This window comes from Sphingomonas lycopersici (assembly GCF_026130605.1).
GTDB classification, from domain to species: Bacteria; Pseudomonadota; Alphaproteobacteria; order Sphingomonadales; family Sphingomonadaceae; genus Sphingomonas; species Sphingomonas lycopersici.
Map to the genome: position 1 here is coordinate 609955 of NZ_JANFAU010000002.1, position 20948 is coordinate 630902.

Genomic DNA, 20948 nt, shown 5'->3' on the forward strand with positions numbered 1-20948 from the left:
CAATATCCAGATTCAGACAGCAAATGCGACAAAACTTTAATAATAATCATGTCGCGAGAGTAGTCGCGATATTCCTGGTGGCAGCGCAGGCGGCTATCGCTTTTCTTGGTGTATTGTCCGGAATAGCGATGTGGCCGCTTCCGCTATATGCCACATATCCACATCTAGGATTATTGCTGTTATTCTGCACGTACCCAATGATCGGGTTTTATTTAATAAGAAAAAAGATGTACGTTTCTGTGTTTGCCACGCTCCCGCCTGTTTTCATTATGTTTTATTTGTTCTAGTTTTTATTAGAGGGTTGCCGGCCCGCTTCTCGTAAGCCAAACCCAGCACCGTCCCCTTGAACAAGGGAGGGGAAAGTTTTCACTCAACCAATTTGAGCAACCGCCGCTCGACCGGCGCCAGCACCGGGCCGAGCTCATGCCCGCGTTTCAGCACCATCCCGGCCTCGTTGACCAAGGCCCACATCCCCTGGCGGTTGCGCAGATCGGGGCGTTTCTCGATGCGGAATTCGGGGCGTTCGGCGGCGCGGCGGAACGCGGCGAAGATCGCCGCATCACGCCCCAGCTCGATCGCATAATCGCGCCAATGCCCGGCGGCGACCATCCGCCCGTAAAGATCGAGGATCCGCGTCAATTCGAGCCGGTCGAAGCCGATCTGGCTCGGGCGGCCGCCGGCAGCCGGAAACGGGGTGACGACCCCCATCAGGCGCGGGTCGCCGCGCGATCAGACCCCGCCTGTTCCCCCTGCTCCGCGATCAGCGCGTCGAGCCGGCGGCGCATCGTCTCGAGTTCGCAGCGCAGCAGTTCAACCTTCTGCGTCGCCGGGTCGAAGACCTCGCTGCACGGCGTGCCGTAAGGGACGAACTTGGGCTCGGGCGCGTGCCCGCCCTCCACCATCGTCGGGCGCGCCGGGATGCCGACCATCACCGCGCCCTCCGCCACGTCCTTGGTCACCACCGCATTGGCACCGACCCGCGAGCCGCGCCCGATCGTGATCGGCCCGAGCACCTGCGCACCCGATCCGATGATCGCGCCGTCGAGGATCGTCGGATGGCGCTTGCCGGCGACGCCATTGTCGGGGCTCGTCCCGCCCAAGGTGACGCATTGATAGATCGTCACATTGTCGCCGATCTCGGCGGTTTCGCCGATCACCACGAAGCCGTGGTCGATGAAGAAATTGCGCCCGATCTTGGCGCCGGGGTGGATGTCGATCGCGGTCAGGAAGCGCGACATATGGTTGACCATCCGCGCGAGCAGGAACAGCCGCGCGCGGTAAAGCCGGTGCGCGACGCGATGCCATGCCAGCGCCCAGACGCCCGGATAGAGCAGGATTTCCGCCCGCGAATGCGGTGCGGGATCGCGTGCCCGGATCGAATCGAGATAATCCGCCAATCGCGCCATTACGTGAGATCCCCTAGAAGCTCCGTAATCTAAGTCTTTCCCCACGCGATTTCCAGCATCGTGCCGATCATGCAACCTGCCGCCACGTTTCTATGTTATCCCTATCAAAATGGGAGAGATTAGTTTGGAGCTATCCATTGTCGGCGCGGAAGCGTTGCTGCCCTTCATCCTCGTCGGTTTCGCGGCACAGCTTGTCGACGGCGCGCTCGGCATGGCGTTCGGCATTATTTGCAACACCTTGCTCGTCGCGGTGGTCGGGATGGCGCCGGCACGGGCGTCGGCCAACATCCATATCGTCGAGACCTTCACCACCGCGGTGTCGGGGATCAGCCACCTGATCCACGGCAATATCGATCGCGTGCTGTTCCTGCGGCTGCTGATCCCGGGGATCATCGGCGGGGTGAGCGGCGCCTATCTGCTCACCAATATCGACGCCGCGGTGGTGAAGCCGTTCGTGCTCGGTTATCTCGTGCTGACCGGGGTTTACCTGCTCGTGCGCGGGGTGATGTATCCACCGCGGCAGCGGCCGGCCAGGGTGGTCGCGCCGCTCGGGCTGATCGGCGGCTTCCTCGACGCGGCGGGCGGCGGCGGCTGGGGGCCGGTGGTCACCTCCAACCTGCTCGTCCAGGGCGTCGAGCCGCGTCGCGTGATCGGCACGGTCAATTCGGTCGAATTCTTCCTGACGCTCACCGTCTCGGCGACCTTCATCTCGCAGCTCGGGCTGAAGGATTTCGCGGTGGCGAGCATCGGGCTGCTGATCGGCGGCATCGCGGCCGCCCCGCTCGGCGCGGTGATGGCGAAACGCATCCCGCCGCGGACGATGTTCATCCTGGTCGGGACCGTGCTGTCGCTCACCAGCGCTTACGGGGTGATGCACGCGCTGGGGCTGTAATCACAATTCGTCATTCCCGCGTAGGCGGGAATCCATTCCGGCTGGCGGAGCGGTTCTTTCCCCGACCTGCGCGAATGGATTCCCGCCTTCGCGGGAATGACGGGCGCTCTTTACGCACTCACCGCATGAACCGTGGCGACCGCCTGCATCACCGAGGCGATGCGCACCGCGGTCTGGATGATCTCGGCGGTGACGCCGGCATTCTTGAGCACCTGCTCATGCGCGTCGATGCAGCGGCCGCAGCCGTTCATCGCGCTGACCGCGAGGCTGAACAGCTCGAAATCGATCTTGTCGATCCCCGGCGAGCCGATCACGTTCATCCGCAGCTTGGCGGGCATCTTCGAATATTCTTCGTTCCCGGCGAGGTGCGTGAAGCGATAATAGACATTGTTCATCGCCATCACCGCCGCCGCCGCACGCGCCGCATTGGCCGCCTCGGGCGAGAGCTTGTCGACGACTTCCGCCTCAGTCGCCTCGACCAAGGGCTTGTGCCCCGAGCCGTGCGCGCAGGCCAGCAACGTGCCGTATTTGCGCTGATCGTTGAGCACCGTCTCGTTGAGCAGCGACCCGACGTTGAGCCGGATATCCTTGGCATAATCGGGCAAGGTGCCCGCGAAATCCTTGAGCGCCATTTTCATTCTCCAACAGCAGGCATGAAAAGGGCGCGAAACCGAGGCCGGTCCCGCGCCCTCTCACTTTTTCTGCGCATTTCCGGGCGGAAAAGCGGTTCCCGCTTTTCCTGAAAATGCTCTAGAAACTAGAAGATCGCGCGGCTTAGGCGGCGACCTTCAGGACCTCGTCGCCCTTGTTCCAGTTGCACGGGCAGAGCTCGTCGGTTTGCAGCGCGTCGAGCACGCGCAGCGTCTCCGCCGGGTTGCGGCCGACGTTGAGGCCGTTGACCTGCACCGCCTGGATCACATTGTCCGGATCGATGATGAAGGTCGCGCGGAATGCGACATGCTCGTTCTTGTCGAGAATGCCCAGCGCGTCGGCCAGCTTCGCGCCATTGTCGGCGATCCACGGGAAATCGGCCGCCGCAAGGTCAGCGTCGGACTTGCGCCACGCGAGGTGGACGTGCGCGGTGTCGGTCGAGGCGCCGATCAGCACCGCGTCGCGATCCGCGAAATCGCCCTTGAGCTGGCTGTAGCCGACGATCTCGGTCGGGCAGACGAAGGTGAAATCCTTCGGCCAGTAGAACAGCACCTTCCACTTGCCGGGGAAAGCGGTGGTGAGGTCCAGCGTCTCACCGGCGGGCAGCGCATCGGTGCCCTGCTGGACGGGAACGGAAATGGCGGGGAAAGTATCGCCGATGGTCAGCATCTTATTGGGCCTCCTGGTGGTAAAATTCGGGCCTCATCGCATCCTTGCTCCTCGTTTTCGTCCGCGGGACGATTCGCTCGCCTTCCACGTACCGGGCGATATAGGGCGTTCTCCTGATCGGACAAATAGGCTATTCCATTATAATAGATCGATAGAGGCGATTAATGGCGCAGACCTATCTCCCGACGCTTAAGCAGCTGCAATATCTCACCGCGCTCAAGGACCACGGCCATTTCGGCCGCGCCGCGGAAAGCTGCTTCGTCACGCAATCGACGCTCTCGGCGGGGATTCGCGAGCTCGAGATGCTGATCGGGGTCACACTGGTCGAACGCACGCGCCGCGTGGTTCGTTTCACCCCGCTGGGCGAGCGGATCGCGATCAAGGCGCGCAAGGTGCTGCGCGAGGCGGAGGAACTGGGCGATATGGCGCGCGCCGCCGGCCGGCCGCTGTCGGGCGAGATGCGGATGAGCGTGATCCCGACGATCGCGCCCTTCCTGCTGCCGCGCATCCTGCCGCGGCTGCGCACCGATTATCCCGACTTGAAGCTGTTCCTGCGCGAAGAGCCGAGCGCCGCGGCATGCGATTCGCTCCACAACGGGCGCGCCGATTGCGTGCTGCTCGCGTTGCCCTATGCCTGCGGCGAGGTGTCGACGCAGATGCTGTTCGACGACCGGCTGTTCGTCGCCTTCCCCGAAGGCGAGATGCCCACCACCCCGGCCCCGGTCGCTGCCTCGGAGATCGACGAGACGCGGCTGTTGCTGCTCGAGGACGGGCATTGCCTCAAGGATCACGCGCTCGCCGCCTGCAACCGCCCCGAGTTGCGCGCCGAGGCGCAGATGCTCGGCACCTCGCTCCACACGATCGTCCAGATGGTCGACAACGGGCTAGGGGTGACGATGCTGCCCGAAATGGCGCTGAAGGCCGGCATCCTCGAGCACACCCAAATCCGCGCGCGGCCGCTCGCGGGGGAGCATCCGCTGCGCACGATCGCGCTGGCCTGGCGCCGCGCTTCGCCGCGCGAGCGGGACTTCAAATTGCTGGCGGATGTGCTGGCCGAAGCGGGGTGACCTTCTTCTTCTCCCCTCCCTGGTGAAGGGAGGGCCTGGGGTGGGTGGGTATGGGGGCATCGGTCCGCTTCCTCGCAGGCCCCCCCTTCCTTTGTTCAAGGGAGGAAGAGGAAGCCTATCCGGCCTTCCACCGCGCCGCCGCGGCATGATCGCCGTCGCGCTGTTCCACCCAGCGCGCATCATCCCCTCGCCGCTCGCGCTTCCAGAACGGCGCGTCGGTCTTGAGCCGGTCGATCAGGAACGCGCAGGCCTCCAGCGCCGCCGCGCGATGCGCTGCCGCCGTCCCCACGAACACGATCCGCTCGCCGGGGGTCATCGCCCCGACCCGGTGGACGATGCTCGCCGCGGTCAGCGACCAGCGCGCGCAGGCTTCCTCCGCCAGCCGGGTGAGCGCCGCCTCGGTCGCGCCGGGATAATGTTCGAGCGCCAGTTCTTCCACGCCGTCATCGGCGCGGACCAGCCCGGTGAAGGTGGCGACCGCCCCGTCCTGCTCGACGCGCGCCTGTTCGGCGGCGATGTCGATCGGCGCGGGCGAGACGCGGATATGGATCATCCGCCAGTCACCGGCGGAAACAGCGCCACTTCGCGCGCGCCCGCGATCGCCGCATCGAGCCCGACGAATTGCTGGTCGACCGCCGCGCGCAACCGCGTGCGATCGGCAAAGGCGGCGGCGTGGCCGGGGCTGCGCACCGCGAGCCAGTCGACCAATGCATCGACCGTCGCGACCGTGGCGGGCGGCTCGACCTCTTCCGCGGGCACCCCGATCCGCTCGCGCACCCAGGCGAAATAGACCAGCCGCATCAGTCCATATGCCTCAGCCCGACGCGCAGATAATCCCAGCCGGTGATCACCGTCAGCGCCGCCGCGCCCCATAGCGAGACGAGCCCGACCAGCTTGACCCAAGGGACCAGCGGCACCGCTCCGGCAAGGATCAGCGCGCCGAGCGCGACGAGTTGCAACGTCGTCTTCCACTTCGCCAGCCGCGAGACGGGAACCGAGACCTGCAATTGCGCGAGGAATTCGCGCAGCCCGGAAACCGCGATCTCGCGCAACAGGATGATGATCGCCGCGATCAGATGGACCCCGACGATGTCCTGCGTCGCGACCAGCATCACGATCACCGCCGCGACCATGATCTTGTCCGCAATCGGATCGAGGAAGATGCCGAGCTTCGACACCGTGCCCTGCGCGCGGGCGAGATAGCCATCGAAATAATCGGTGATGCCCATCAGACAATAAAGCGCGAAGGCGAGCCAATACCCCGGGGTCCACGCCGGCCACCACAGGCACGCGACAAGCAGCGGCACCGCGACGATCCGCGACAGGGTGAGCAGGTTCGGCACGGTCAACATCGGGAGAAGACTTAGGGGCGCCGCCCCGCGCTCGCAACGATCCTTTGGGTTTTGCGCTCCGAGCCACATGCGTCCGCCGGCCGTCTGTCCCACGACCGTCATCCCGACTTTGAGCCGGGATCCATTGTGCCGCGAATTCCGCGACAAGAAGCTCTTACGCTGCGCATGCCTCCCGATGGATCCCGGCTCAAGGCCGGGATGACGGTCGTGGGAATATCGTGCGCGCTCTACGCAGTCCCGCTGAAGGCCGGGGCGCAGCATCAGGCGGTCGTGACCGGACGCCATTCTTACCAGTTGGCGTCCGCCGGGCCGCTGGGCTATGCCCTGCCACGATCTCGCCATATCCAGGGCTCTTTCCCATCATGATCAATGCCCTAGGGCTTCTGAAGCGCCGACGGTTCCTGCCGCTTTTCTCCACGCAGTTCCTCGGCGCGTTCAACGACAATCTGTTCAAGACCTCGATGGTGCTGTTCGCCACCTATGAGATCTTCGCCGATCCCAAGCAGGAAAGCTTCTTCAACGCGCTGGCGGCGGGGCTGTTCATCATCCCCTTTTTCCTGCTCTCCGCGCTCGCCGGGCAGATCGCCGACACCACCGACAAGGCGCGGATCATCCGCTACGTGAAGCTCGCCGAGTTCGCGATCATGGCGGTCGGCAGCACCGGTCTGCTGCTCGCGCGCGCCGGGGTGCCGACGCTGCCGGTGATCCTGATGCTCGCCGCGGTCACCGGGCTCGGGGTCCATTCGACCTTCTTCGGCCCGATCAAATATGCCATCCTGCCGCAGCATCTCGACGAGGACGACGTGCTCGGCGGCACCGGGCTGGTCGAGGCGGGCACCTATCTCTCGATCCTGCTCGGGACGATCCTCGCCGGGTTCATCTATCATTCGGTGATCGCGGTCGCGGCGCTCACCTTTGCGGTAGCGCTCGCCGGCTATATCACCGCGCGACAGGTGCCGCCCGCGCCGCGGCTCGGCCCGCCGCTGACGCTCGATCTCAACCCGCTGCGCGCCTCGTGGCGGCTGGTCAACGGGACGATGCACATTCCTCGGCTATTCCTCGCCATCTGCGCAATCAGCTTCTTCTGGGCGATCGGATCGGTGCTGATCGTGATCTTTCCCCCGCTGGTGAAGAACGTGCTGACCGCCGACGCCAGCGTCGCGAGCCTCGTCCTCGCGATCTTCTCGGTCGGGGTGGCGATCGGGTCGGTCGTGATCAACCTGATGCTGCGCGGGCATATTTCGGCGAAATTCTCGCCCGCCTCGGTGATCGCAATGGGCGGCGCGGTGCTGGCCTTCTGGCTCGCGGTCAAATCCTGGACCCCGGCGCCCGCCGGGACGCTCTACGGCATCGGCGAGTTCGTCCATCAGCCCGGCGCGGCGTTCGTCGGGTTGTCGCTGGTCGGCGTCGCGGTGTTCGGCGGGATGTTCGTCGTGCCGCTGTACGCCTTCCTCACCACCACCGTTCCCAAGGACCAGACCGCGCGGACGGTGGCGGCGAACAATGTGGTCAATTCGGGCGCGATGACGATCGGGTCGCTGGTCGTCGCGGGGCTGACCTGGTTCGGGGTGACCCCCAACGATCTGCTGCTCGCGGTAGTGGCGATGTGTTTCGTCTCCGCCTGGCTGGCGCAGAAGCTCCACCTCGCCTGCGACTGAGCGTTGTCTGGAAATGCCCCTTCGGTCATTTCGCGGGGAAGCGGGCCGGTGCCGTCACATCAGCAGCGTCCAGATGCAGATGAAGAACGCCGTGAAGCTCAACACGAACAGCTTGAGGTCATTGTCTTCGCTGCGCGCCGCCGGAGCGGCGATCGCGACGGGCGGCAGCGAGCGGCGCATCGGATGCCGGGCAGCCTCGTTGGTGGTGACGAGCGGGCGTTTCATAGCGGTGAGTTAACGCCTCATTTACGATTTGGGCCATGCCTAAAGAGCGTTAACGCGCGGCTGTCCCACCGTGGCACGAAAAAGCAGGAGGAAGGTTCATGGCGCTCTACGAATTCCGCGGAAAACGGCCGACCGCCGACGCCTCCGCCTGGGTCGCCCCCAGCGCCGACGTGATCGGCGATGTCGTACTCGCGGCGGAAACCAGCGTGTGGTTCGGCGCGGTGATCCGCGCGGACAACACGACGATCGCGGTCGGCGCACGCAGCAATGTGCAGGACGGCGCGATGGTCCACTCCGACCCCGGCGCTCCGACCACGATCGGCGAGGATTGCACGATCGGCCACCACGCGATCCTTCACGGCTGCACCGTCGGCAACCGCGCATTGATCGGGATGGGTGCGATCATCCTCAACAATGCGGTGATCCCCGAGGATTGCATCGTCGGCGCCGGCGCGCTGGTCACCGAGGGCAAAACCTTCGCCCCCGGCAGCCTGATCGTCGGCTCCCCGGCCAAGGCCGTGCGCCAGCTCGACGACCAGACGATCGCCTTCCTCAAGCTTTCCGCGCAGGGCTATGTCGGGCGGTCGCGAGAGGTAATGACCGATCTCAAGCGGATCGATCCGCAATAAACGCGAGGCGACCAGTGGACAGATGATAACGGCGTTGACATAACCTCGGTTATGACGACGCCAGCGCTTCTTTCCCGCCTGCGGTTGCCGGTCATCGGCTCGCCGCTGTTCATCATCTCCGGCCCCGATCTGGTGATCGCGCAATGCAAGGCGGGGATCGTCGGCTCCTTCCCTGCGCTCAACGCGCGGCCGCAGGGGCTGCTCGACGAATGGCTGCACCGCATCACCGAGGAACTGGCGGCGCACAATCGCGCGCACCCCGATCGGCCGGCGGCGCCGTTCGCGGTCAATCAGATCGTCCACCGCTCGAACGATCGGCTCGAGGCGGATCTCGCGACCTGCGAGAAATGGCAGGTGCCGATCACGATCACCTCGCTCGGCGCGCGCGAGGAGCTCAATCAGGCGGTCCACAATTGGGGCGGCATCACCTTCCACGACGTGATCGACGACCGCTTCGCGCGCAAGGCGATCGAGAAAGGCGCCGACGGGCTGATTCCGGTCGCGGCGGGCGCGGGCGGACATGCCGGGCGGCTCTCGCCTTTCGCGATCGTCGCGGAGATCCGCCAGTGGTTCGACGGGCCGGTCGCGCTGTCCGGGTCGATCGCGACCGGCGACGCGGTGCTCGCGGCGCAGGCGATGGGGGCCGATTTCGCCTATATCGGCTCGCCCTTCATCGCCACCGTCGAGGCCAATGCCGACGAACGCTACAAACAGGGCATCGTCGAGGGGCGTGCGGCGGATATCGTCTATTCGAACCTGTTCACCGGGGTACACGGCAATTACCTGCGCGGGTCGATCACCGCGGCGGGGCTCGATCCGGACAATCTGCCCGAGGGCGATTTCAAGACGATGGATTTCGGCCAGGGCAACAACGCCAAGGCCAAGGCGTGGCGCGACATCTGGGGATCGGGCCAGGGGATCGGCGCGGTCGAGCGCATCGAGCATGTCGCCGATCGCGTCGACCGGCTGGAGCAGCAATATCGCGCGGCGCGCGCGCGGCTGGGGTTGGGCTAGGCTCTACCGGGATCGGAACACCAAGCCCCGTTCGGGCTGAGCTTGTCGAAGCCTGCACTTCTCTTCGCGATGAAGAGGAGGCAGCCATTCGCCAGGCTCAGGGCGAACGGGCCTCGGGCCGCTCAGAAAACCAGCGACAGCCGGTCCTGCATCCGTCGTGCCGGGCTGACTTGCGGCACCTCGCCCACCTGCGCCGCATCGAGCCGCGCGACGCGGCGATAAAGGTCGATGCTGGAGGCGATCATCTGCCGCGCCTGTTCGGGCAGGTTGCTGAGCACATCGGGCTCGGTCACCGGCGCCTCGCCCAGCCGGCGCGAGGGATCGAGCGCGTCGCGCGCCGCCAGTTCCCCCTGCTGCACCGCGCGCTGGGTCAGGAGCCAGGCGATGACATGCATCAGCCGCGTCGTCACCTTGAGCGATTCGCATGAAAAGCCGACCCGCATCACCGGCGGCAGCGCCTCGCGCTCGATCCGCCCGCCTTCGTCGAAATAGCCGCGCGCCTCATCGGCGAGCAGCATCGCCTCGGTATAAAGTCCATCGACCAGCCGGCGGTAGACCGCCGAATCGTAATGCGCCGCACCCATCTCGCTTGGGTGACAGGATTTGCGATTCGGCGCCATCATCGCCCCTGCATCCGCCTGTGGATCACGTCCCAAACGGATACAGCGCGTATGTTAAGCAATGATATCCGGGATCAGCTGGTCCTCGAGCATCGTGATCTCGTCGCGCAGCCTGAGCTTGCGCTTCTTGAGCCGGGCGAGCTGGAGCTGGTCGACGACGCTCGCGCTACCCAGCGCGACGATCGCCGAGTCGAGATCGCGATGCTCGATCCTGAGCGCGCTCAGCCGTGCCGTGATTTCACTGTCGTTCACCCGCCGCGTCCTCCGGCCTTGCCCCTAGCAGAAGTGAACGATCCTGTCGGGCGGAATTTGTCGTGTCGGGAACGTAACGGCGGGGCGCCTCCGCATCCCGCCGAAGCGGCGCAAATTGGGTGGCGACTTTTCGCGCACAGCGTGATTTACTCCTCCTCCCTTCAACTCAACCAAGGAGGTTCCCCGCCATGCAGACTGCGCATCTTTCGGCTCTTGAGGCCAAACATGCGGTGCTCGATCGGCGTATCGCCGAGGAGGAGCATCGCCCGATGCCTGACACCTTTGTGCTGACGGACCTCAAGAGGCAGAAATTGCGCGTAAAAGAGGAAATCGCCTCCGCGCATTGACCGTGGAAAAAGGGGGCGCCCCGGCAAGGAGGCGCCCCTTCTTGCATTATCCCCCGATCTGCCGCGCCACCGTTTTCCGAGTCGCGGCGCCATAAGGCGGCTTCAACCCCGCGAGCTTCGCCACATCGAGTCGCGATTGTTTGAACACGCTCTTGGCGTGGCTGAACGTCACGAAGCCGTCGCGGCCGTGATACGCCCCCATTCCCGACGGCCCGACCCCGCCGAACGGCAGATCCTCCATCGAGACGTGGAACACCACGTCGTCCAGCGTCACCCCGCCCGAGATGGTGCGATCGAGCACGCGGCGGCGCTCGCCCTCGTCGCGGCCGAAATAATAGAGGCCGAGCGGGCGATCGCGCCGGTTGACCTCGGCGATCGCATTGTCGATCCCGTCATAGCGGCGCACCGGCAGGACCGGCCCGAAAATCTCCTCCTGCATCACGATCATGTCGTCGGTCGCATCGCGGACGATATGCAGCGGCATCTTGCGCGAATTGGTCGCGGCGAAATCCTCGCCGGCCGGATTGACCACCTCGATCCGCGCACCCTTCGCGCGGGCATCGTCGATCCAGGCGTTGAGCCGCTGATAATGCCGGTCGTTGACCACGCTGGTATAATCGGGGTTGCCGAGCAGCGTCGGATACATCGCGCTCGCCGCCGCCTTGAGGCTGTCGACCAGCCCCTCCTCCTTCGCGGAGGGGACCAGCACATAATCCGGCGCGAGGCAGATCTGCCCGGCGTTGAGCATCTTGCCCATCGCCACGCGCTGCCCGACCTGCGCCAGATCGGCGCTGTCACCGACGATCACCGGCGATTTGCCGCCCAGTTCGAGCGTCACCGGTGTGAGATTGTCCGCCGCGGCGTGGAGGATATGCCGCCCGATCCCAGTCGCGCCGGTGAACAGCAGATGATCGAACGGCAGTTCGGCGAAGGCCTTGCCCACCTCCGGCCCGCCCGAGACGAAGACGAGTTCGGCCGGGTCGAAATATTTGCCGACGATCTCCTCGAACAAGGCGGCGGTGGCGGGGGTGAATTCGCTGGTCTTGACCATCGCGCGATTGCCCGCGGCGAATATGCCGGCAAGCGGCGCCATCACCAGATTGACCGGGAAATTCCACGGCGCGATCACGCCGACCACGCCCTTGGGCTGATATTCCACCCATGCCCGCGCGCCGAGCAGCCCGAGCGGGAATTGCACCCCGCGCCGGTCGCGCCGCGCCCAGCGGTCGACATGTTTCAACGCATGCTGGAGCGGACCGATCGACCCGGCGATATCGGTGACCATCGTCTGCTCGGGGCTGCGATGGCCGAAATCCTCCGACAGGGCGTCGCAGAACCGCGTCGCCGAATCGCGCACCATCGCGATCGCGCGCTTCAGCCGGTCCTTGCGCAGCGCAAGCGGCTCGGGCAGCGCCGCCATGAAACTGTCGCGCTGCGCCGCCAATAGCTCGTGCATCCTCGCCTCCCTGTCATCCGGGCATGATGTGCAAGGCATAAACCGTTCGCCCCGAGCTTGTCGAACGGGGGCGAGCGACCGCGGTTCAGCCCGACGCGCCCTCTTTCGCGCAGCCGATCAGCCCGGCGAGCGGAAGCACGATCCCGTCCTTGCCCGTGCGATCGATACGCAGCGTCGCGCTGGGGACGAGCGCGCCGTCGGTCACATCGGCGCGGCGCACCACCGTCATGTCGAGCGACAGCGTCACCTCGCCCAATTGGTAGTCGGTGACGCTGGCAAAGCCGTAATCGCCGGTGCCGCGCTGCGCGACGCGCGGATAATCCGCCACCTTGCCGTCGAGCGCGATCCGCAATGCGGCGGGATCGCTCGCCACGACGACCGCGAGCGCGCGGGTCTGCCCCGCGCTGAACAGATAGGCCGAACAGCCGCGCGCCGGCAGCGCCTGCGGCGCGAGCCCGGCGATCGGCAGCCCGTCGATCGCCGCCGGCGGCGGGGGTGGCGGCGGCGCGCGCCGCTCGGCCGCGGCCGCCAGCGCAAGGAAAAGCGCGATCATGCCCCCAGCCCTATCATCATCAGCCACGCCGGATAAGCCGCGATCGCCAGAAACGCCCCGAACGGAAGCTTGGCGTCGGCGGCCACCTCGCGCCCCGTCAGTCGCGCCGCCAGCACCGCGCCGAGCCCGACCAGCGCGGCGAGCAGCATCACCCCGGGCAGCAGCCGCCAGCCCAGCCACAGCCCGATCGCGCCGAACAATTTCGGATCGCCCCCGCCCAGCCCGTCGCGCCCGCGCATCAGCCGATAGCCGCGCGCGATCGCCCACAAGCTGGCGAATCCTATCGCACCGCCGATCAACCGATCCTCGATCGCGGGGATCACCCCCAATGCGCCCGTCGCCACCCCCGCCAGCGCCAGCGCCCCGGTCAGCGCATCGGGCAGCCACAGCGCCGCCATGTCGAGCGCCGCCAGCGTCAGCAATAGCCAGCCGAACATTGCCCCCGCCGCGCCGACCGGGCCGGGCGCGACATAGCCCGCGGCCGCGCCGATCAGCGTACAGCCGAGCTCGATCCACATATGCCGCGGATCGATCCGCGCGTCGCAGCGCCGGCACCGCCCGCGCTGGACGATCGCGCTCGCCAGCGGCACCAGCTCGGTGGCGCGCAACGTCGCGCCGCATGCGTCGCACGCCGATCGCCCGTCGCGCACCCGCCGCCCCTCGGGCCAGCGCACGACGATCGTCGCGAGGAAACTCCCCACGATCGCGCCCAGCACGGCGAGCAGCAGCGGCCATATCATCGGCTTGCCGTACTGCCTTTCTCCCCTCCCTTGAACAAGGAAGCGCGAGAGAAACTGAGCAGGTGCAACATTGCCCTCCCCGCCTTCGCCCCCTAGATCGCCGACAAACTCCAGGAGCAGCACAATGGCTACCGATCCCGTCGTGATTCTTTCCTACGCCCGCACCCCGATGGGGTCGTTCCAGGGCAGCCTCGCCGGCGCCAGCGCGACCGAGCTCGGCGCGACCGCGGTGAAGGCGGCGGTCGAGCGCGCCGGGGTCGCCGGCGGCGATGTCGAGCGCATCTATATGGGCTGCGTGCTCCCCGCCGGTCTCGGCCAGGCGCCGGCGCGCCAGGCGGCGCTCAAGGCCGGGCTGCCGCAGTCGGTCGAGGCGACCACGGTCAACAAGATGTGCGGTTCGGGGATGCAGGCCGCGATCATGGGCGCCGAGGCGCTCGCCGCCGGCAGCGTCGACGTGATCATCGCCGGCGGGATGGAGAGCATGACCAACGCGCCCTACCTGCTCCAGAAGCATCGTTCGGGCGCACGGCTCGGCCACGATCGCGTGATGGACCATATGTTCCTCGACGGGCTCGAAGATGCCTATGAGCCGGGCAAGGCGATGGGCGTGTTCGCCGAGGAGACCGCGGGCGAATATCAGTTCACCCGCGCCGCGCAGGACGATTATGCGATCGCCTCGCTCACCCGCGCGCAGGCCGCGCAGCAGAGCGGTGCGTTCGATCGCGAGATCGTCGCGGTCGAGGTGAAGGGGCGCAAGGGCGTCGAGACGATCGACAAGGACGAGCAGCCGCTGAAGGGCGACGCGAGCAAGATCCCCACCCTCAAGCCCGCCTTCGTCAAGGACGGCACGATCACCGCCGCCAACGCCTCGTCGATCTCCGACGGCGCCGCCGCGCTGGTGATGACGCGCGAGAGCGTCGCCGCGGCGAAGGGATTGAAGCCCGTCGCGCGGATCATCGCCACCGCGGCACATGCCCACGCCCCCGCGCGCTTCACCACCGCCCCGGTCAATGCGATCGAAAAGGCGCTGGCAAAGGCCGGGTGGAAGGCGAGCGAGGTCGATCTGTTCGAGGTCAACGAGGCGTTCGCCTGCGTCTCGATGATCGCGATGCACGATCTCGGGATCGATCACGCCAAGGTCAACGTCAACGGCGGCGCGACCGCGCTGGGCCACCCGATCGGCGCCTCGGGCGCGCGGATCATCGCCACGCTGATCGCGGCGCTGCAGAACCGCGGCGGCAAGAAGGGCGTCGCCTCGCTGTGCATCGGCGGCGGCGAAGCGACCGCGGTCGCGCTCGAACTGATCGACTGAACGGATGCGGGCCGGGGACGACCCGGCCCGTTTTTCAGGCTGCCCTCTCAACCGTTCGCCCTGAGCTTGTCGAAGGGCTGCCCTTCTTCATCGGAAGAAAGTGCAGGGCTTCGACAAGCTCAGCCCGAACGGATCGAGGCTAAAGTTCAAACCTTCGCCCGGAACGGCGTGAAATCGGTATGGCGGTCGAACACATCGACCCCCTCGCGTCGCTTGAGGAAGCCGACCACCGCATAAGTGAACGGGGTCAGCAGCACCTCCCACGATACCTTGAGCACGAACTGGCTCAGCATCACCATCAGCATCGCCTGCACCGGCCAGTCGGGCGCACCGAAGAAAGCGAGCGGGTAGAAGATCAGGCTGTCGACCCCCTGCCCCACCACCGTGCTGCCGATCGTGCGGGTCCAGAGGTGCTTGCCCTCGGTCCAGATCTTCATCTTGGCGAGGACGAAGCTGTTGGCGAATTCCCCCGCCCAGAAGGCGCAGATCGACGCGGCGACGATCCGCGGCACCTGCCCGAACACGCTCTCATAGGCGGCCTGCCCGGTCCAGCCGACATCGGGGGGCAATTTCACCACCACCCACGACATGAAGACCATGAACAGCATCGCGCCGAACCCGGCCCAGATGCAGCGCCGCGCGCGGGCATAGCCATAGACCTCGGTCAGCACGTCGCCGAGCACATAGCTCACCGGAAAGAACAGGATGCCCGCGCCGAACGGCCACGGCCCGATCCACGGCAGATCGATCACCGCGCGCTTGCCCGCGCCGATCACGTTCGACAGCAGCAGGATCGTGACGAACGCCGCCATCACGAAATCGAAATAGCGGAAATGCCCGCCGCTCACCGCCTGCGCGTCCACCGCCCGCAGCGGTTCGTTTTCGCCCCCGTTCATAACGACATGATGCAACCAGTTTCGCTGGCCCGCAATCCGCGCTAGGCGCATCCGCACGCGCCCGTAGCTCAGTTGGATAGAGCACGAGCCTTCTAAGCTTGGGGTCGCAGGTTCGAATCCTGCCGGGCGCGCCATCTCAATATCGTTTAACCTTCGCACCATCGCTGGTCAGACGTCGCCACATGCATCAAATCTCGTAACAATGTCTCGCTAAACGCAACAGAATCTCCTTGCCAATGTCGTCCTATAAACATAACATGTTAAGCGAATGGAGGCATATTCGCATGAGTGGAACGATTGAAGCCGCCAAGCCCGGCGAGATGACCGGTGGGCAGGCGTTGGTTGCACAGTTGATCGTCGAGGGCGCGAAGGACATTTTCGCGATCCCCGGCATCCAGCTCGACTGGGCGGTGGACGCGATCCGCCAGCGCTCGAACGAGCTTCGGCTGATCGTCCCGCGCCACGAACAGGCGACTTCCTATATGGCGGACGGCTATGCCCGCACCACCGGCCGCGAGGCGGTGTGCATGGTCGTGCCGGGGCCGGGGATGCTCAACGCGCTTTCCGGCATCGCCACCGCTTATGCGTGCAACGCGCCGGTGCTGTTCATCGTCGGGCAGATCCCGAGCGACACGATCGGCGCGCACCACGGCATGCTCCACGAAATCCCCGACCAGAGCGGGGTGCTCAAGGCGATGACCAAATGGCACGGCATCGCCAAGACCCCGGCCGACATCCCCGGGCTGGTGCATGAAGCGTTCGTCCAGCTGCGCAGCGGCACCCCGCGCCCGGTCGCGCTCGAAGTGCCGCCCGATGTGCTCCAGTCGGCCGGGGTGGTGACCTTACTGCCGCGCGCCGAGCGGGTGCGGCAGGCACCCGCCGCCGAGGCGATCGCGCGGGCGGCCGAGGCGCTCACCAAGGCGCGGCATCCGGTGATCTGCGCCGGCGGCGGCGCGGTGGCGAGCCAGGCGACCGCCGAGATCCAGGCGCTCGCCGAGCGGCTGCAGGCGCCGGTGGTGATGACCGAGGCGGGCCGCGGCTTGATCGACGATCGCCACCCGCTCGCGCTGATCGGGCTCGGCGGGCGCGCGGTGCTGCCGCACGCCGATGTCGTGCTGGTCGCGGGCAGCCGCTTCCTCGACGGCACCGCCACGCCGACCGACAAGCGCGACGGCGTGACCTATATCTATCTCAATACCGATCCCAACCATATGGGCGCGCCGCGCGCCGCGGGGATCGTGCTCGAGGGCGATGTGCAGGAAGGCGCGCGCGCGCTGCTCGCGGCGATCGGCACGGGCGAGGCGCCGGCGGCGACCGACCGTATCGCCAAGGTCAAGCAATGGTGCGCACAGCAGATCGAGGCGATCCGCCCGCAGCACGATTATGTCCAGGCGCTGCGCGGGACGATGGCCGATGACGATATCCTCGTCAGCGAGCTGACCCAGGTCGGCTATTATTCGAACATCGCCTTCCCGGTTTACGGGCCGCACCGCTTCATCACCCCGGGCTATCAGGGGACGCTGGGCTACGGCTTCAACACCGCGCTCGGCGCGGCGCACGGCAACCCGCACCGCCGCACCGTCTCGCTCAACGGCGACGGGGGGTTCAGCTGGGGGATGCAGGAGTTGGCGACCTTGGCGCGCGACCAGCTCAACCTCTCGGTGGTGGTGTTCGTCGACGGCAAGTTCGGCAACGTCCAGCGCATCCAGCGCCGCGTGTTCGGCGCGGAATTCGGCACCGATGTCGCGAGCCCGGACTTTGCGCTGCTCGGCCAGGCTTACGGCCTGCCGACGGTGGTGACCGACTCCCCCGAGGGTCTCGCCGAGGCGCTGCGCAACGCCAAGCAGCGCGGCGGCCCGGCGCTGATTGCGGTGAAGGTGGGCGAGATGCCGAGCCCGTGGGCGCTGATCCACCCGTTCGTGCCCTCGCCGGTGCCGGTGCCGCCGAACCCGCTCGGCGAGCCCGCCTGATCGCGCACCCCAGCGAACGAAAAGGCCCGATCCGGGATGCCGGATCGGGCCTTTTCTTTGTCTCTTAACTCCCCTCCCTTGTGAAGGGAGGGGAGCCAGAACGTTTCACCCCGCCTGCCCCGCCAGAAACCGCCGCCGCGCGCGCATCAGCATCACGCTGAGCCCCAGCGACACTGCCATGATCACCGGATAGCAAGCGACGATCGCCCAGACGATCCCGAGCCGCCCGCCGATCATCTCCTCCCCGACGAAGGCGAACACCGCCGACCCGATCGTTTGGCCGAGGAAATTCTGCGCGAGATTGAACAAGGCGACGATCTTGCCGATGTGGTTGCCCGGCGTGATCTCGGTGAGGATCGCGAACGCCGCGACCGGCATCGATCCGATCAGCAGATTGGCGAGCGCGAGGCAGATCCACACCCCCGTCGTCCCCTGCGCGAGGAACATCCCGACCACCGGCACGATCTGCAGCACCTGCAGCGCGATCGAAATCTTGAGGATCGCGTCGCGGTCGCCGGCGAGCGCCCGGCGGTCGATCACGAAGCCCGCGCCGAGCGCGCCGATCGCCGAGCAGATCAGCGCGATCGTCCCCGCGGTCGGCCCGACCACCTCGGGCGGCAGGCCATGCTGGCGCTCGATCGCCGGGGCGAGCCACGCGCTCCACCCGGTATTGGCGAGCGACCACAGGATCATCGCGCTGAACAGCAGGACATAGAGCCCGGCATGGCCGCGCATATGGCGCAGCGACTCCTTGAAGCCCGCGTTTTCCGAGGCGTCGGTATCGACATCCACCCGGCGCGGCTCGCGGAACAGGAAGATCGCGAGGCCGAGGCACAGCCCGATCAGCCCCGGCACGACCATCGCGAACTGCCACGGTTCGATGCTGCCGAGGATCGGAATCCCGTGCGTCCCGCCCGATTTGGCGAAGCCGTAGAGCGCGCCGCCGATCACCAGCGCCAGCGCCGATCCGACCAAAGGCGCGGTGGTGTAAACCGCGAGCGGCCAGGCGCGGCGCTGCGGCGGGAAGCTGTCGCGGATCATCGACATCGCGCACGGCTGCAGCGCCGCCTCGCCCACCCCCAGCCCCATGCGGCTGACGAACAACATGCGATAGGAGGCAGCGAAGCCGGAGAGCATCGTCATCCCCGACCAGCCGACCACCGCCGCGCCGAGCACGGTACGGCGGTTGAAGCGATCGGCGGCGAACCCCATCGGGATGATCGCGAGGCTGTAGAGCGTTGCGAAGGCGGCGCCTTCGAGCAACGCGATCTGGACGTCGCTGATCCCGAGCGAGGCGCGGATCGGATCGACCATCGATCGCATCATGTTGCGATCGATGAACGAGAGGACGAACAACAGGGTCAGATAGGAGAGCAGCAGCCACGGCCGGGAGCCACGCGGATAGGCGCTATCGTCGGCAGCGCTCCCGCCCGCGCCCGCGCGCCCGATCGCCATGCCTGCCATCCGCCCACTCCTGCCTCATCGCCCCGTACCGACGCAGCAAGCGCGGCACGATATACGCAACTTCGTCTCGTTATACGATATAGATAACATGTTATCTGTGCAAACGGTATCGGCATTTCCGAGGGGGGTTGAGCGCGCTTCACCTCATCCGTCATTCCCGCGAAGGCGGGAATGACGGTTAAGAGGAAAGCGCTTCCCTCAATCCCGCCCGCGCGCGGGCTCGTCCGGCGCGAACCCGCCGAGCGCGTCGCGGAACGCGGCGAGTTCGGCCATCAGCCGCTCCAGCCGCTCTTCGCCGAATGCCTTGCGGTAATTCTGCACCAGCACGCGGGTATGCTCGGCGGTGCGGTTGACCAGCGCACGCCCGGCGTCGCTGATCGCGATGATCGAGCGGCGCTTGTCCTGCGGATCGACATCGCGCGCGATCAGCCCGCGCTCGCCGAGCTCCTTGAGGATCCGCGTCACGCTCGGCCCGTGGAGCATCGCGCTCGCCGCGAGCGCCGCGATATCAAGCCGCCCCTCGTCGCTCAGCACGCGCAGCACGCGCCATTGCTGCTCGGTGACGTCAGCGGCGCGCAATTTGGGGCGGATGGGCGCCATCGTCGCCTCGCGCGCGGCGAGCAACAGACCGGCGATCGACTGCCGATACGGCGGCAGGCCAGAGATTTCGTCGTCAGACATCGGCGACGTGCATCGCATAAACCGATCCGCGCGGCAAAACGTCAGCCTCCCTGCCCAACCAGTCGGTTGCGCAGCACCCCGATCCCTTCCACCTCGAGTTCGACGACATCGCCGTCGTCGAGGAAGGTCAGGCTTTCATAGCCGCAGCCGTCGCCGACGGTGCCCAGCCCGATCAGGTCGCCGGGATGCAGCGTTTCGTCGCGCGAGATATAGGCGATCGTCGCCGCGATCGAATGCTGCCCGCCGCCCGACGAGGTGCGCACCTTCTCCACCCCGTTGACGCGCGCGATCATCGTCAGCGCCTCTGGGTCGGCGATCTCGTCGGCGGTGACGATGCACGGGCCGATTACATTGCCGGTATCGAAATCCTTGCCCTTGGCCGGGCCGAAGCGGAACTGTGTCTCACGCGACTGGATATCCCGCGCCGAAAAATCGTTGAAGATCGTATAGCCGAACACCGCGTCGAGCGCATTTTCCGGGGTGAGGTCGCGCGCGGGGCCGCCGATCACCACGCCGAGCTCCAGCTCGTAATCCATCAGCTTCGCCGCGCGGGGGCGGATCACCTCCGCCTCGGGGCCGACGACGCTCATCGGATTGCCCTTGTAATAGAGCGGCTGCTCGTACCACACCGGCGGAATCTCGAACGCGCCGGCGGCGCGGAACTTCTCCAGCGTCGCAGCGGGATCGGGGGTGGCGCTGGCGCGAAGCTGCATCGCGGCGGCGATCGCCTGACGCACATGCTTCTCGTAATTGCCGCAATCGCGGATCTGCGTCGGGCGCGGCAGCGGGGCGAGCAAGGTCACCTCGCCAAGCGCGATCGTGTCGCCCGCATCGGCGAGCGCCGCCGCGATCCGCGCCAGCCCGGCGCGACCGGCGGTAATTACCGCGAGCATGTCGCCCAGCATTTCACCGCCGTCGCGCGCGGTCGCGGCGGCGATATCGAACACGCGATCGTCGCCGATCAGCACGCCGGGGCGCACCTGCCCCTCGCGATTGCGGAAAGTCACCAGCTTCATCGGTCCGCTCCTCGGAACTTATTGTCTCTCAACCGTTCGCCCTGAGCTTGTCGAAGGGCGTCCCCGACTCGCCGAGGG

The 20948-nt window shown here is 66.5% G+C and carries 25 protein-coding genes and 1 tRNA gene; 9 read left to right on the plus strand and 17 right to left on the minus strand.

Annotated features, from left to right (window positions below):
• Positions 1 to 366: 366 nt before the first annotated feature.
• Both NED98_RS06155 and epsC read right to left on the minus strand, forming a co-directional pair.
• Positions 367 to 708, minus strand: coding sequence for a DUF2794 domain-containing protein (locus tag NED98_RS06155; RefSeq protein ID WP_179511920.1), 342 nt, complete (start codon positions 706 to 708; stop codon positions 367 to 369).
• Entirely contained in the window at positions 708 to 1406 is a 699-nt protein-coding gene (gene epsC, locus NED98_RS06160) for a serine O-acetyltransferase EpsC (RefSeq protein WP_179511921.1), read from the minus strand. The genes NED98_RS06155 and epsC overlap by 1 nt, the downstream gene beginning before the upstream one ends.
• 124 nt (positions 1407 to 1530) lie before the next feature.
• On the opposite strand from epsC, the gene NED98_RS06165 reads away from it, so the two are divergent.
• Complete coding sequence (locus NED98_RS06165) at positions 1531 to 2298, plus strand: sulfite exporter TauE/SafE family protein (protein WP_432423295.1); 768 nt, start codon at positions 1531 to 1533, stop codon at positions 2296 to 2298.
• Positions 2299 to 2408: 110 nt separating this feature from the next.
• On the opposite strand, the gene ahpD is transcribed toward NED98_RS06165, so the two are convergent.
• Both ahpD and NED98_RS06175 read right to left on the minus strand, forming a co-directional pair.
• Positions 2409 to 2930, minus strand: coding sequence for an alkylhydroperoxidase, AhpD family (gene ahpD / locus NED98_RS06170; protein WP_265312249.1), 522 nt, complete (start codon positions 2928 to 2930; stop codon positions 2409 to 2411).
• A gap of 142 nt (positions 2931 to 3072) precedes the next feature.
• Entirely contained in the window at positions 3073 to 3618 is a 546-nt protein-coding gene (locus NED98_RS06175; RefSeq protein WP_265312250.1) for a peroxiredoxin, read from the minus strand.
• Between the two features lie 164 nt (positions 3619 to 3782).
• Here NED98_RS06175 and NED98_RS06180 point away from each other — a divergent pair, with 164 nt between their 5' ends.
• Positions 3783 to 4685, plus strand: coding sequence for a hydrogen peroxide-inducible genes activator (locus NED98_RS06180; RefSeq protein ID WP_179511925.1), 903 nt, complete (start codon positions 3783 to 3785; stop codon positions 4683 to 4685).
• Positions 4686 to 4800: 115 nt separating this feature from the next.
• On the opposite strand, the gene NED98_RS06185 is transcribed toward NED98_RS06180, so the two are convergent.
• From NED98_RS06185 to pgsA, 3 genes are read right to left on the minus strand one after another with little or no spacing between them, the layout of a single operon-like run.
• Positions 4801 to 5238 (minus strand): molybdenum cofactor biosynthesis protein MoaE, encoded by a 438-nt coding sequence (locus tag NED98_RS06185; protein WP_179511926.1) that lies wholly within the window; start codon positions 5236 to 5238, stop codon positions 4801 to 4803.
• The gene (moaD, locus tag NED98_RS06190) at positions 5235 to 5486 is read right to left on the minus strand and encodes a molybdopterin converting factor subunit 1 (protein WP_179511927.1); all 252 of its coding nucleotides are present in this window, start codon (positions 5484 to 5486) and stop codon (positions 5235 to 5237) included. The genes NED98_RS06185 and moaD overlap by 4 nt, the downstream gene beginning before the upstream one ends.
• Complete coding sequence (gene pgsA, locus NED98_RS06195) at positions 5486 to 6037, minus strand: CDP-diacylglycerol--glycerol-3-phosphate 3-phosphatidyltransferase (RefSeq protein WP_179511928.1); 552 nt, start codon at positions 6035 to 6037, stop codon at positions 5486 to 5488. Before pgsA ends, moaD begins: the two co-directional genes overlap by 1 nt.
• A gap of 362 nt (positions 6038 to 6399) precedes the next feature.
• Here pgsA and NED98_RS06200 point away from each other — a divergent pair, with 362 nt between their 5' ends.
• Complete coding sequence (locus NED98_RS06200) at positions 6400 to 7695, plus strand: MFS transporter (protein WP_179511929.1); 1296 nt, start codon at positions 6400 to 6402, stop codon at positions 7693 to 7695.
• Between the two features lie 54 nt (positions 7696 to 7749).
• On the opposite strand, the gene NED98_RS06205 is transcribed toward NED98_RS06200, so the two are convergent.
• Complete coding sequence (locus tag NED98_RS06205) at positions 7750 to 7920, minus strand: hypothetical protein (RefSeq protein WP_179511930.1); 171 nt, start codon at positions 7918 to 7920, stop codon at positions 7750 to 7752.
• Positions 7921 to 8018: 98 nt separating this feature from the next.
• Between NED98_RS06205 and NED98_RS06210 the strand changes: the two genes are divergently transcribed.
• Both NED98_RS06210 and NED98_RS06215 read left to right on the plus strand, forming a co-directional pair.
• On the plus strand, positions 8019 to 8549 hold the full coding sequence (locus tag NED98_RS06210) for a gamma carbonic anhydrase family protein (RefSeq protein WP_265312251.1): 531 nt from the start codon (positions 8019 to 8021) through the stop codon (positions 8547 to 8549).
• 51 nt (positions 8550 to 8600) lie between these two features.
• On the plus strand, positions 8601 to 9563 hold the full coding sequence (locus NED98_RS06215; RefSeq protein ID WP_179511932.1) for an NAD(P)H-dependent flavin oxidoreductase: 963 nt from the start codon (positions 8601 to 8603) through the stop codon (positions 9561 to 9563).
• A 122-nt stretch (positions 9564 to 9685) separates the two neighbouring features.
• On the opposite strand, the gene NED98_RS06220 is transcribed toward NED98_RS06215, so the two are convergent.
• Both NED98_RS06220 and NED98_RS06225 read right to left on the minus strand, forming a co-directional pair.
• Complete coding sequence (locus NED98_RS06220; RefSeq protein WP_432423296.1) at positions 9686 to 10183, minus strand: DUF1465 family protein; 498 nt, start codon at positions 10181 to 10183, stop codon at positions 9686 to 9688.
• 54 nt (positions 10184 to 10237) lie between these two features.
• The gene (locus NED98_RS06225; protein WP_179511933.1) at positions 10238 to 10435 is read right to left on the minus strand and encodes a YdcH family protein; all 198 of its coding nucleotides are present in this window, start codon (positions 10433 to 10435) and stop codon (positions 10238 to 10240) included.
• A 188-nt stretch (positions 10436 to 10623) separates the two neighbouring features.
• Here NED98_RS06225 and NED98_RS06230 point away from each other — a divergent pair, with 188 nt between their 5' ends.
• On the plus strand, positions 10624 to 10782 hold the full coding sequence (locus NED98_RS06230; protein WP_179511934.1) for a YdcH family protein: 159 nt from the start codon (positions 10624 to 10626) through the stop codon (positions 10780 to 10782).
• Positions 10783 to 10828: 46 nt separating this feature from the next.
• Here NED98_RS06230 and NED98_RS06235 read toward each other — a convergent pair whose 3' ends face one another.
• The 3 genes from NED98_RS06235 to NED98_RS06245 are packed head-to-tail and all read right to left on the minus strand — an operon-like array spanning position 10829 to position 13531.
• Positions 10829 to 12277 carry a coniferyl aldehyde dehydrogenase gene (locus NED98_RS06235; RefSeq protein WP_179511935.1) on the minus strand — a complete coding sequence of 483 codons (1449 nt, stop codon included), beginning with the start codon at positions 12275 to 12277 and terminating at the stop codon, positions 10829 to 10831.
• Between the two features lie 46 nt (positions 12278 to 12323).
• Positions 12324 to 12791 (minus strand): hypothetical protein, encoded by a 468-nt coding sequence (locus tag NED98_RS06240; RefSeq protein ID WP_179511936.1) that lies wholly within the window; start codon positions 12789 to 12791, stop codon positions 12324 to 12326.
• Complete coding sequence (locus tag NED98_RS06245; protein WP_265312252.1) at positions 12788 to 13531, minus strand: prepilin peptidase; 744 nt, start codon at positions 13529 to 13531, stop codon at positions 12788 to 12790. The genes NED98_RS06240 and NED98_RS06245 overlap by 4 nt, the downstream gene beginning before the upstream one ends.
• Before the next feature lie 124 nt (positions 13532 to 13655).
• Between NED98_RS06245 and NED98_RS06250 the strand changes: the two genes are divergently transcribed.
• Positions 13656 to 14843, plus strand: a complete 1188-nt coding sequence (locus NED98_RS06250; RefSeq protein WP_179511938.1) for a thiolase family protein — start codon at positions 13656 to 13658, stop codon at positions 14841 to 14843.
• A gap of 146 nt (positions 14844 to 14989) precedes the next feature.
• Here the strand turns inward: NED98_RS06250 and NED98_RS06255 are convergent, their stop codons facing one another.
• A complete protein-coding gene (locus NED98_RS06255; protein ID WP_265268979.1) occupies positions 14990 to 15739 on the minus strand; it encodes a queuosine precursor transporter in 750 nt (249 codons plus the stop codon).
• Between the two features lie 57 nt (positions 15740 to 15796).
• Here NED98_RS06255 and NED98_RS06260 point away from each other — a divergent pair.
• Both NED98_RS06260 and NED98_RS06265 read left to right on the plus strand, forming a co-directional pair.
• Positions 15797 to 15873: transfer RNA gene (locus tag NED98_RS06260), tRNA-Arg, on the plus strand.
• 150 nt (positions 15874 to 16023) lie between these two features.
• On the plus strand, positions 16024 to 17709 hold the full coding sequence (locus NED98_RS06265; RefSeq protein ID WP_265312253.1) for a thiamine pyrophosphate-binding protein: 1686 nt from the start codon (positions 16024 to 16026) through the stop codon (positions 17707 to 17709).
• A gap of 105 nt (positions 17710 to 17814) precedes the next feature.
• Here the strand turns inward: NED98_RS06265 and NED98_RS06270 are convergent, their stop codons facing one another.
• From NED98_RS06270 to NED98_RS06280, 3 genes are all read right to left on the minus strand, one after another.
• Positions 17815 to 19173 (minus strand): MFS transporter, encoded by a 1359-nt coding sequence (locus NED98_RS06270; protein WP_265312254.1) that lies wholly within the window; start codon positions 19171 to 19173, stop codon positions 17815 to 17817.
• 198 nt (positions 19174 to 19371) lie between these two features.
• Positions 19372 to 19854: a MarR family transcriptional regulator gene (locus tag NED98_RS06275; RefSeq protein ID WP_179511941.1), complete on the minus strand. Its 483-nt coding sequence runs from the start codon at positions 19852 to 19854 to the stop codon at positions 19372 to 19374.
• Between the two features lie 41 nt (positions 19855 to 19895).
• Positions 19896 to 20870 carry a fumarylacetoacetate hydrolase family protein gene (locus tag NED98_RS06280; RefSeq protein ID WP_265312255.1) on the minus strand — a complete coding sequence of 325 codons (975 nt, stop codon included), beginning with the start codon at positions 20868 to 20870 and terminating at the stop codon, positions 19896 to 19898.
• Positions 20871 to 20948: the final 78 nt, after the last annotated feature.

Excerpts from the sequence above, each read along its gene's own strand:
- NED98_RS06155 (WP_179511920.1), bottom strand. The coding sequence starts at position 708 with ATGGGGGTCGTCACCCCGTTTCCGGCTGCCGGCGGCCGCCCGAGCCAG.
- epsC (WP_179511921.1), bottom strand. The coding sequence starts at position 1,406 with ATGGCGCGATTGGCGGATTATCTCGATTCGATCCGGGCACGCGATCCC.
- ahpD (WP_265312249.1), bottom strand. The coding sequence starts at position 2,930 with ATGGCGCTCAAGGATTTCGCGGGCACCTTGCCCGATTATGCCAAGGAT.
- NED98_RS06175 (WP_265312250.1), bottom strand. The coding sequence starts at position 3,618 with ATGCTGACCATCGGCGATACTTTCCCCGCCATTTCCGTTCCCGTCCAG.
- NED98_RS06180 (WP_179511925.1), top strand. The coding sequence starts at position 3,783 with ATGGCGCAGACCTATCTCCCGACGCTTAAGCAGCTGCAATATCTCACC.
- NED98_RS06185 (WP_179511926.1), bottom strand. The coding sequence starts at position 5,238 with ATGATCCATATCCGCGTCTCGCCCGCGCCGATCGACATCGCCGCCGAA.
- moaD (WP_179511927.1), bottom strand. The coding sequence starts at position 5,486 with ATGCGGCTGGTCTATTTCGCCTGGGTGCGCGAGCGGATCGGGGTGCCC.
- pgsA (WP_179511928.1), bottom strand. The coding sequence starts at position 6,037 with ATGTTGACCGTGCCGAACCTGCTCACCCTGTCGCGGATCGTCGCGGTG.
- NED98_RS06200 (WP_179511929.1), top strand. The coding sequence starts at position 6,400 with ATGATCAATGCCCTAGGGCTTCTGAAGCGCCGACGGTTCCTGCCGCTT.
- NED98_RS06205 (WP_179511930.1), bottom strand. The coding sequence starts at position 7,920 with ATGAAACGCCCGCTCGTCACCACCAACGAGGCTGCCCGGCATCCGATG.
- NED98_RS06210 (WP_265312251.1), top strand. The coding sequence starts at position 8,019 with ATGGCGCTCTACGAATTCCGCGGAAAACGGCCGACCGCCGACGCCTCC.
- NED98_RS06215 (WP_179511932.1), top strand. The coding sequence starts at position 8,601 with ATGACGACGCCAGCGCTTCTTTCCCGCCTGCGGTTGCCGGTCATCGGC.
- NED98_RS06220 (WP_432423296.1), bottom strand. The coding sequence starts at position 10,183 with ATGGCGCCGAATCGCAAATCCTGTCACCCAAGCGAGATGGGTGCGGCG.
- NED98_RS06230 (WP_179511934.1), top strand. The coding sequence starts at position 10,624 with ATGCAGACTGCGCATCTTTCGGCTCTTGAGGCCAAACATGCGGTGCTC.
- NED98_RS06235 (WP_179511935.1), bottom strand. The coding sequence starts at position 12,277 with ATGCCTTGCACATCATGCCCGGATGACAGGGAGGCGAGGATGCACGAG.
- NED98_RS06240 (WP_179511936.1), bottom strand. The coding sequence starts at position 12,791 with ATGATCGCGCTTTTCCTTGCGCTGGCGGCCGCGGCCGAGCGGCGCGCG.
- NED98_RS06245 (WP_265312252.1), bottom strand. The coding sequence starts at position 13,531 with ATGATATGGCCGCTGCTGCTCGCCGTGCTGGGCGCGATCGTGGGGAGT.
- NED98_RS06250 (WP_179511938.1), top strand. The coding sequence starts at position 13,656 with ATGGCTACCGATCCCGTCGTGATTCTTTCCTACGCCCGCACCCCGATG.
- NED98_RS06255 (WP_265268979.1), bottom strand. The coding sequence starts at position 15,739 with ATGAACGGGGGCGAAAACGAACCGCTGCGGGCGGTGGACGCGCAGGCG.
- NED98_RS06265 (WP_265312253.1), top strand. The coding sequence starts at position 16,024 with ATGAGTGGAACGATTGAAGCCGCCAAGCCCGGCGAGATGACCGGTGGG.
- NED98_RS06270 (WP_265312254.1), bottom strand. The coding sequence starts at position 19,173 with ATGGCAGGCATGGCGATCGGGCGCGCGGGCGCGGGCGGGAGCGCTGCC.
- NED98_RS06275 (WP_179511941.1), bottom strand. The coding sequence starts at position 19,854 with ATGTCTGACGACGAAATCTCTGGCCTGCCGCCGTATCGGCAGTCGATC.
- NED98_RS06280 (WP_265312255.1), bottom strand. The coding sequence starts at position 20,870 with ATGAAGCTGGTGACTTTCCGCAATCGCGAGGGGCAGGTGCGCCCCGGC.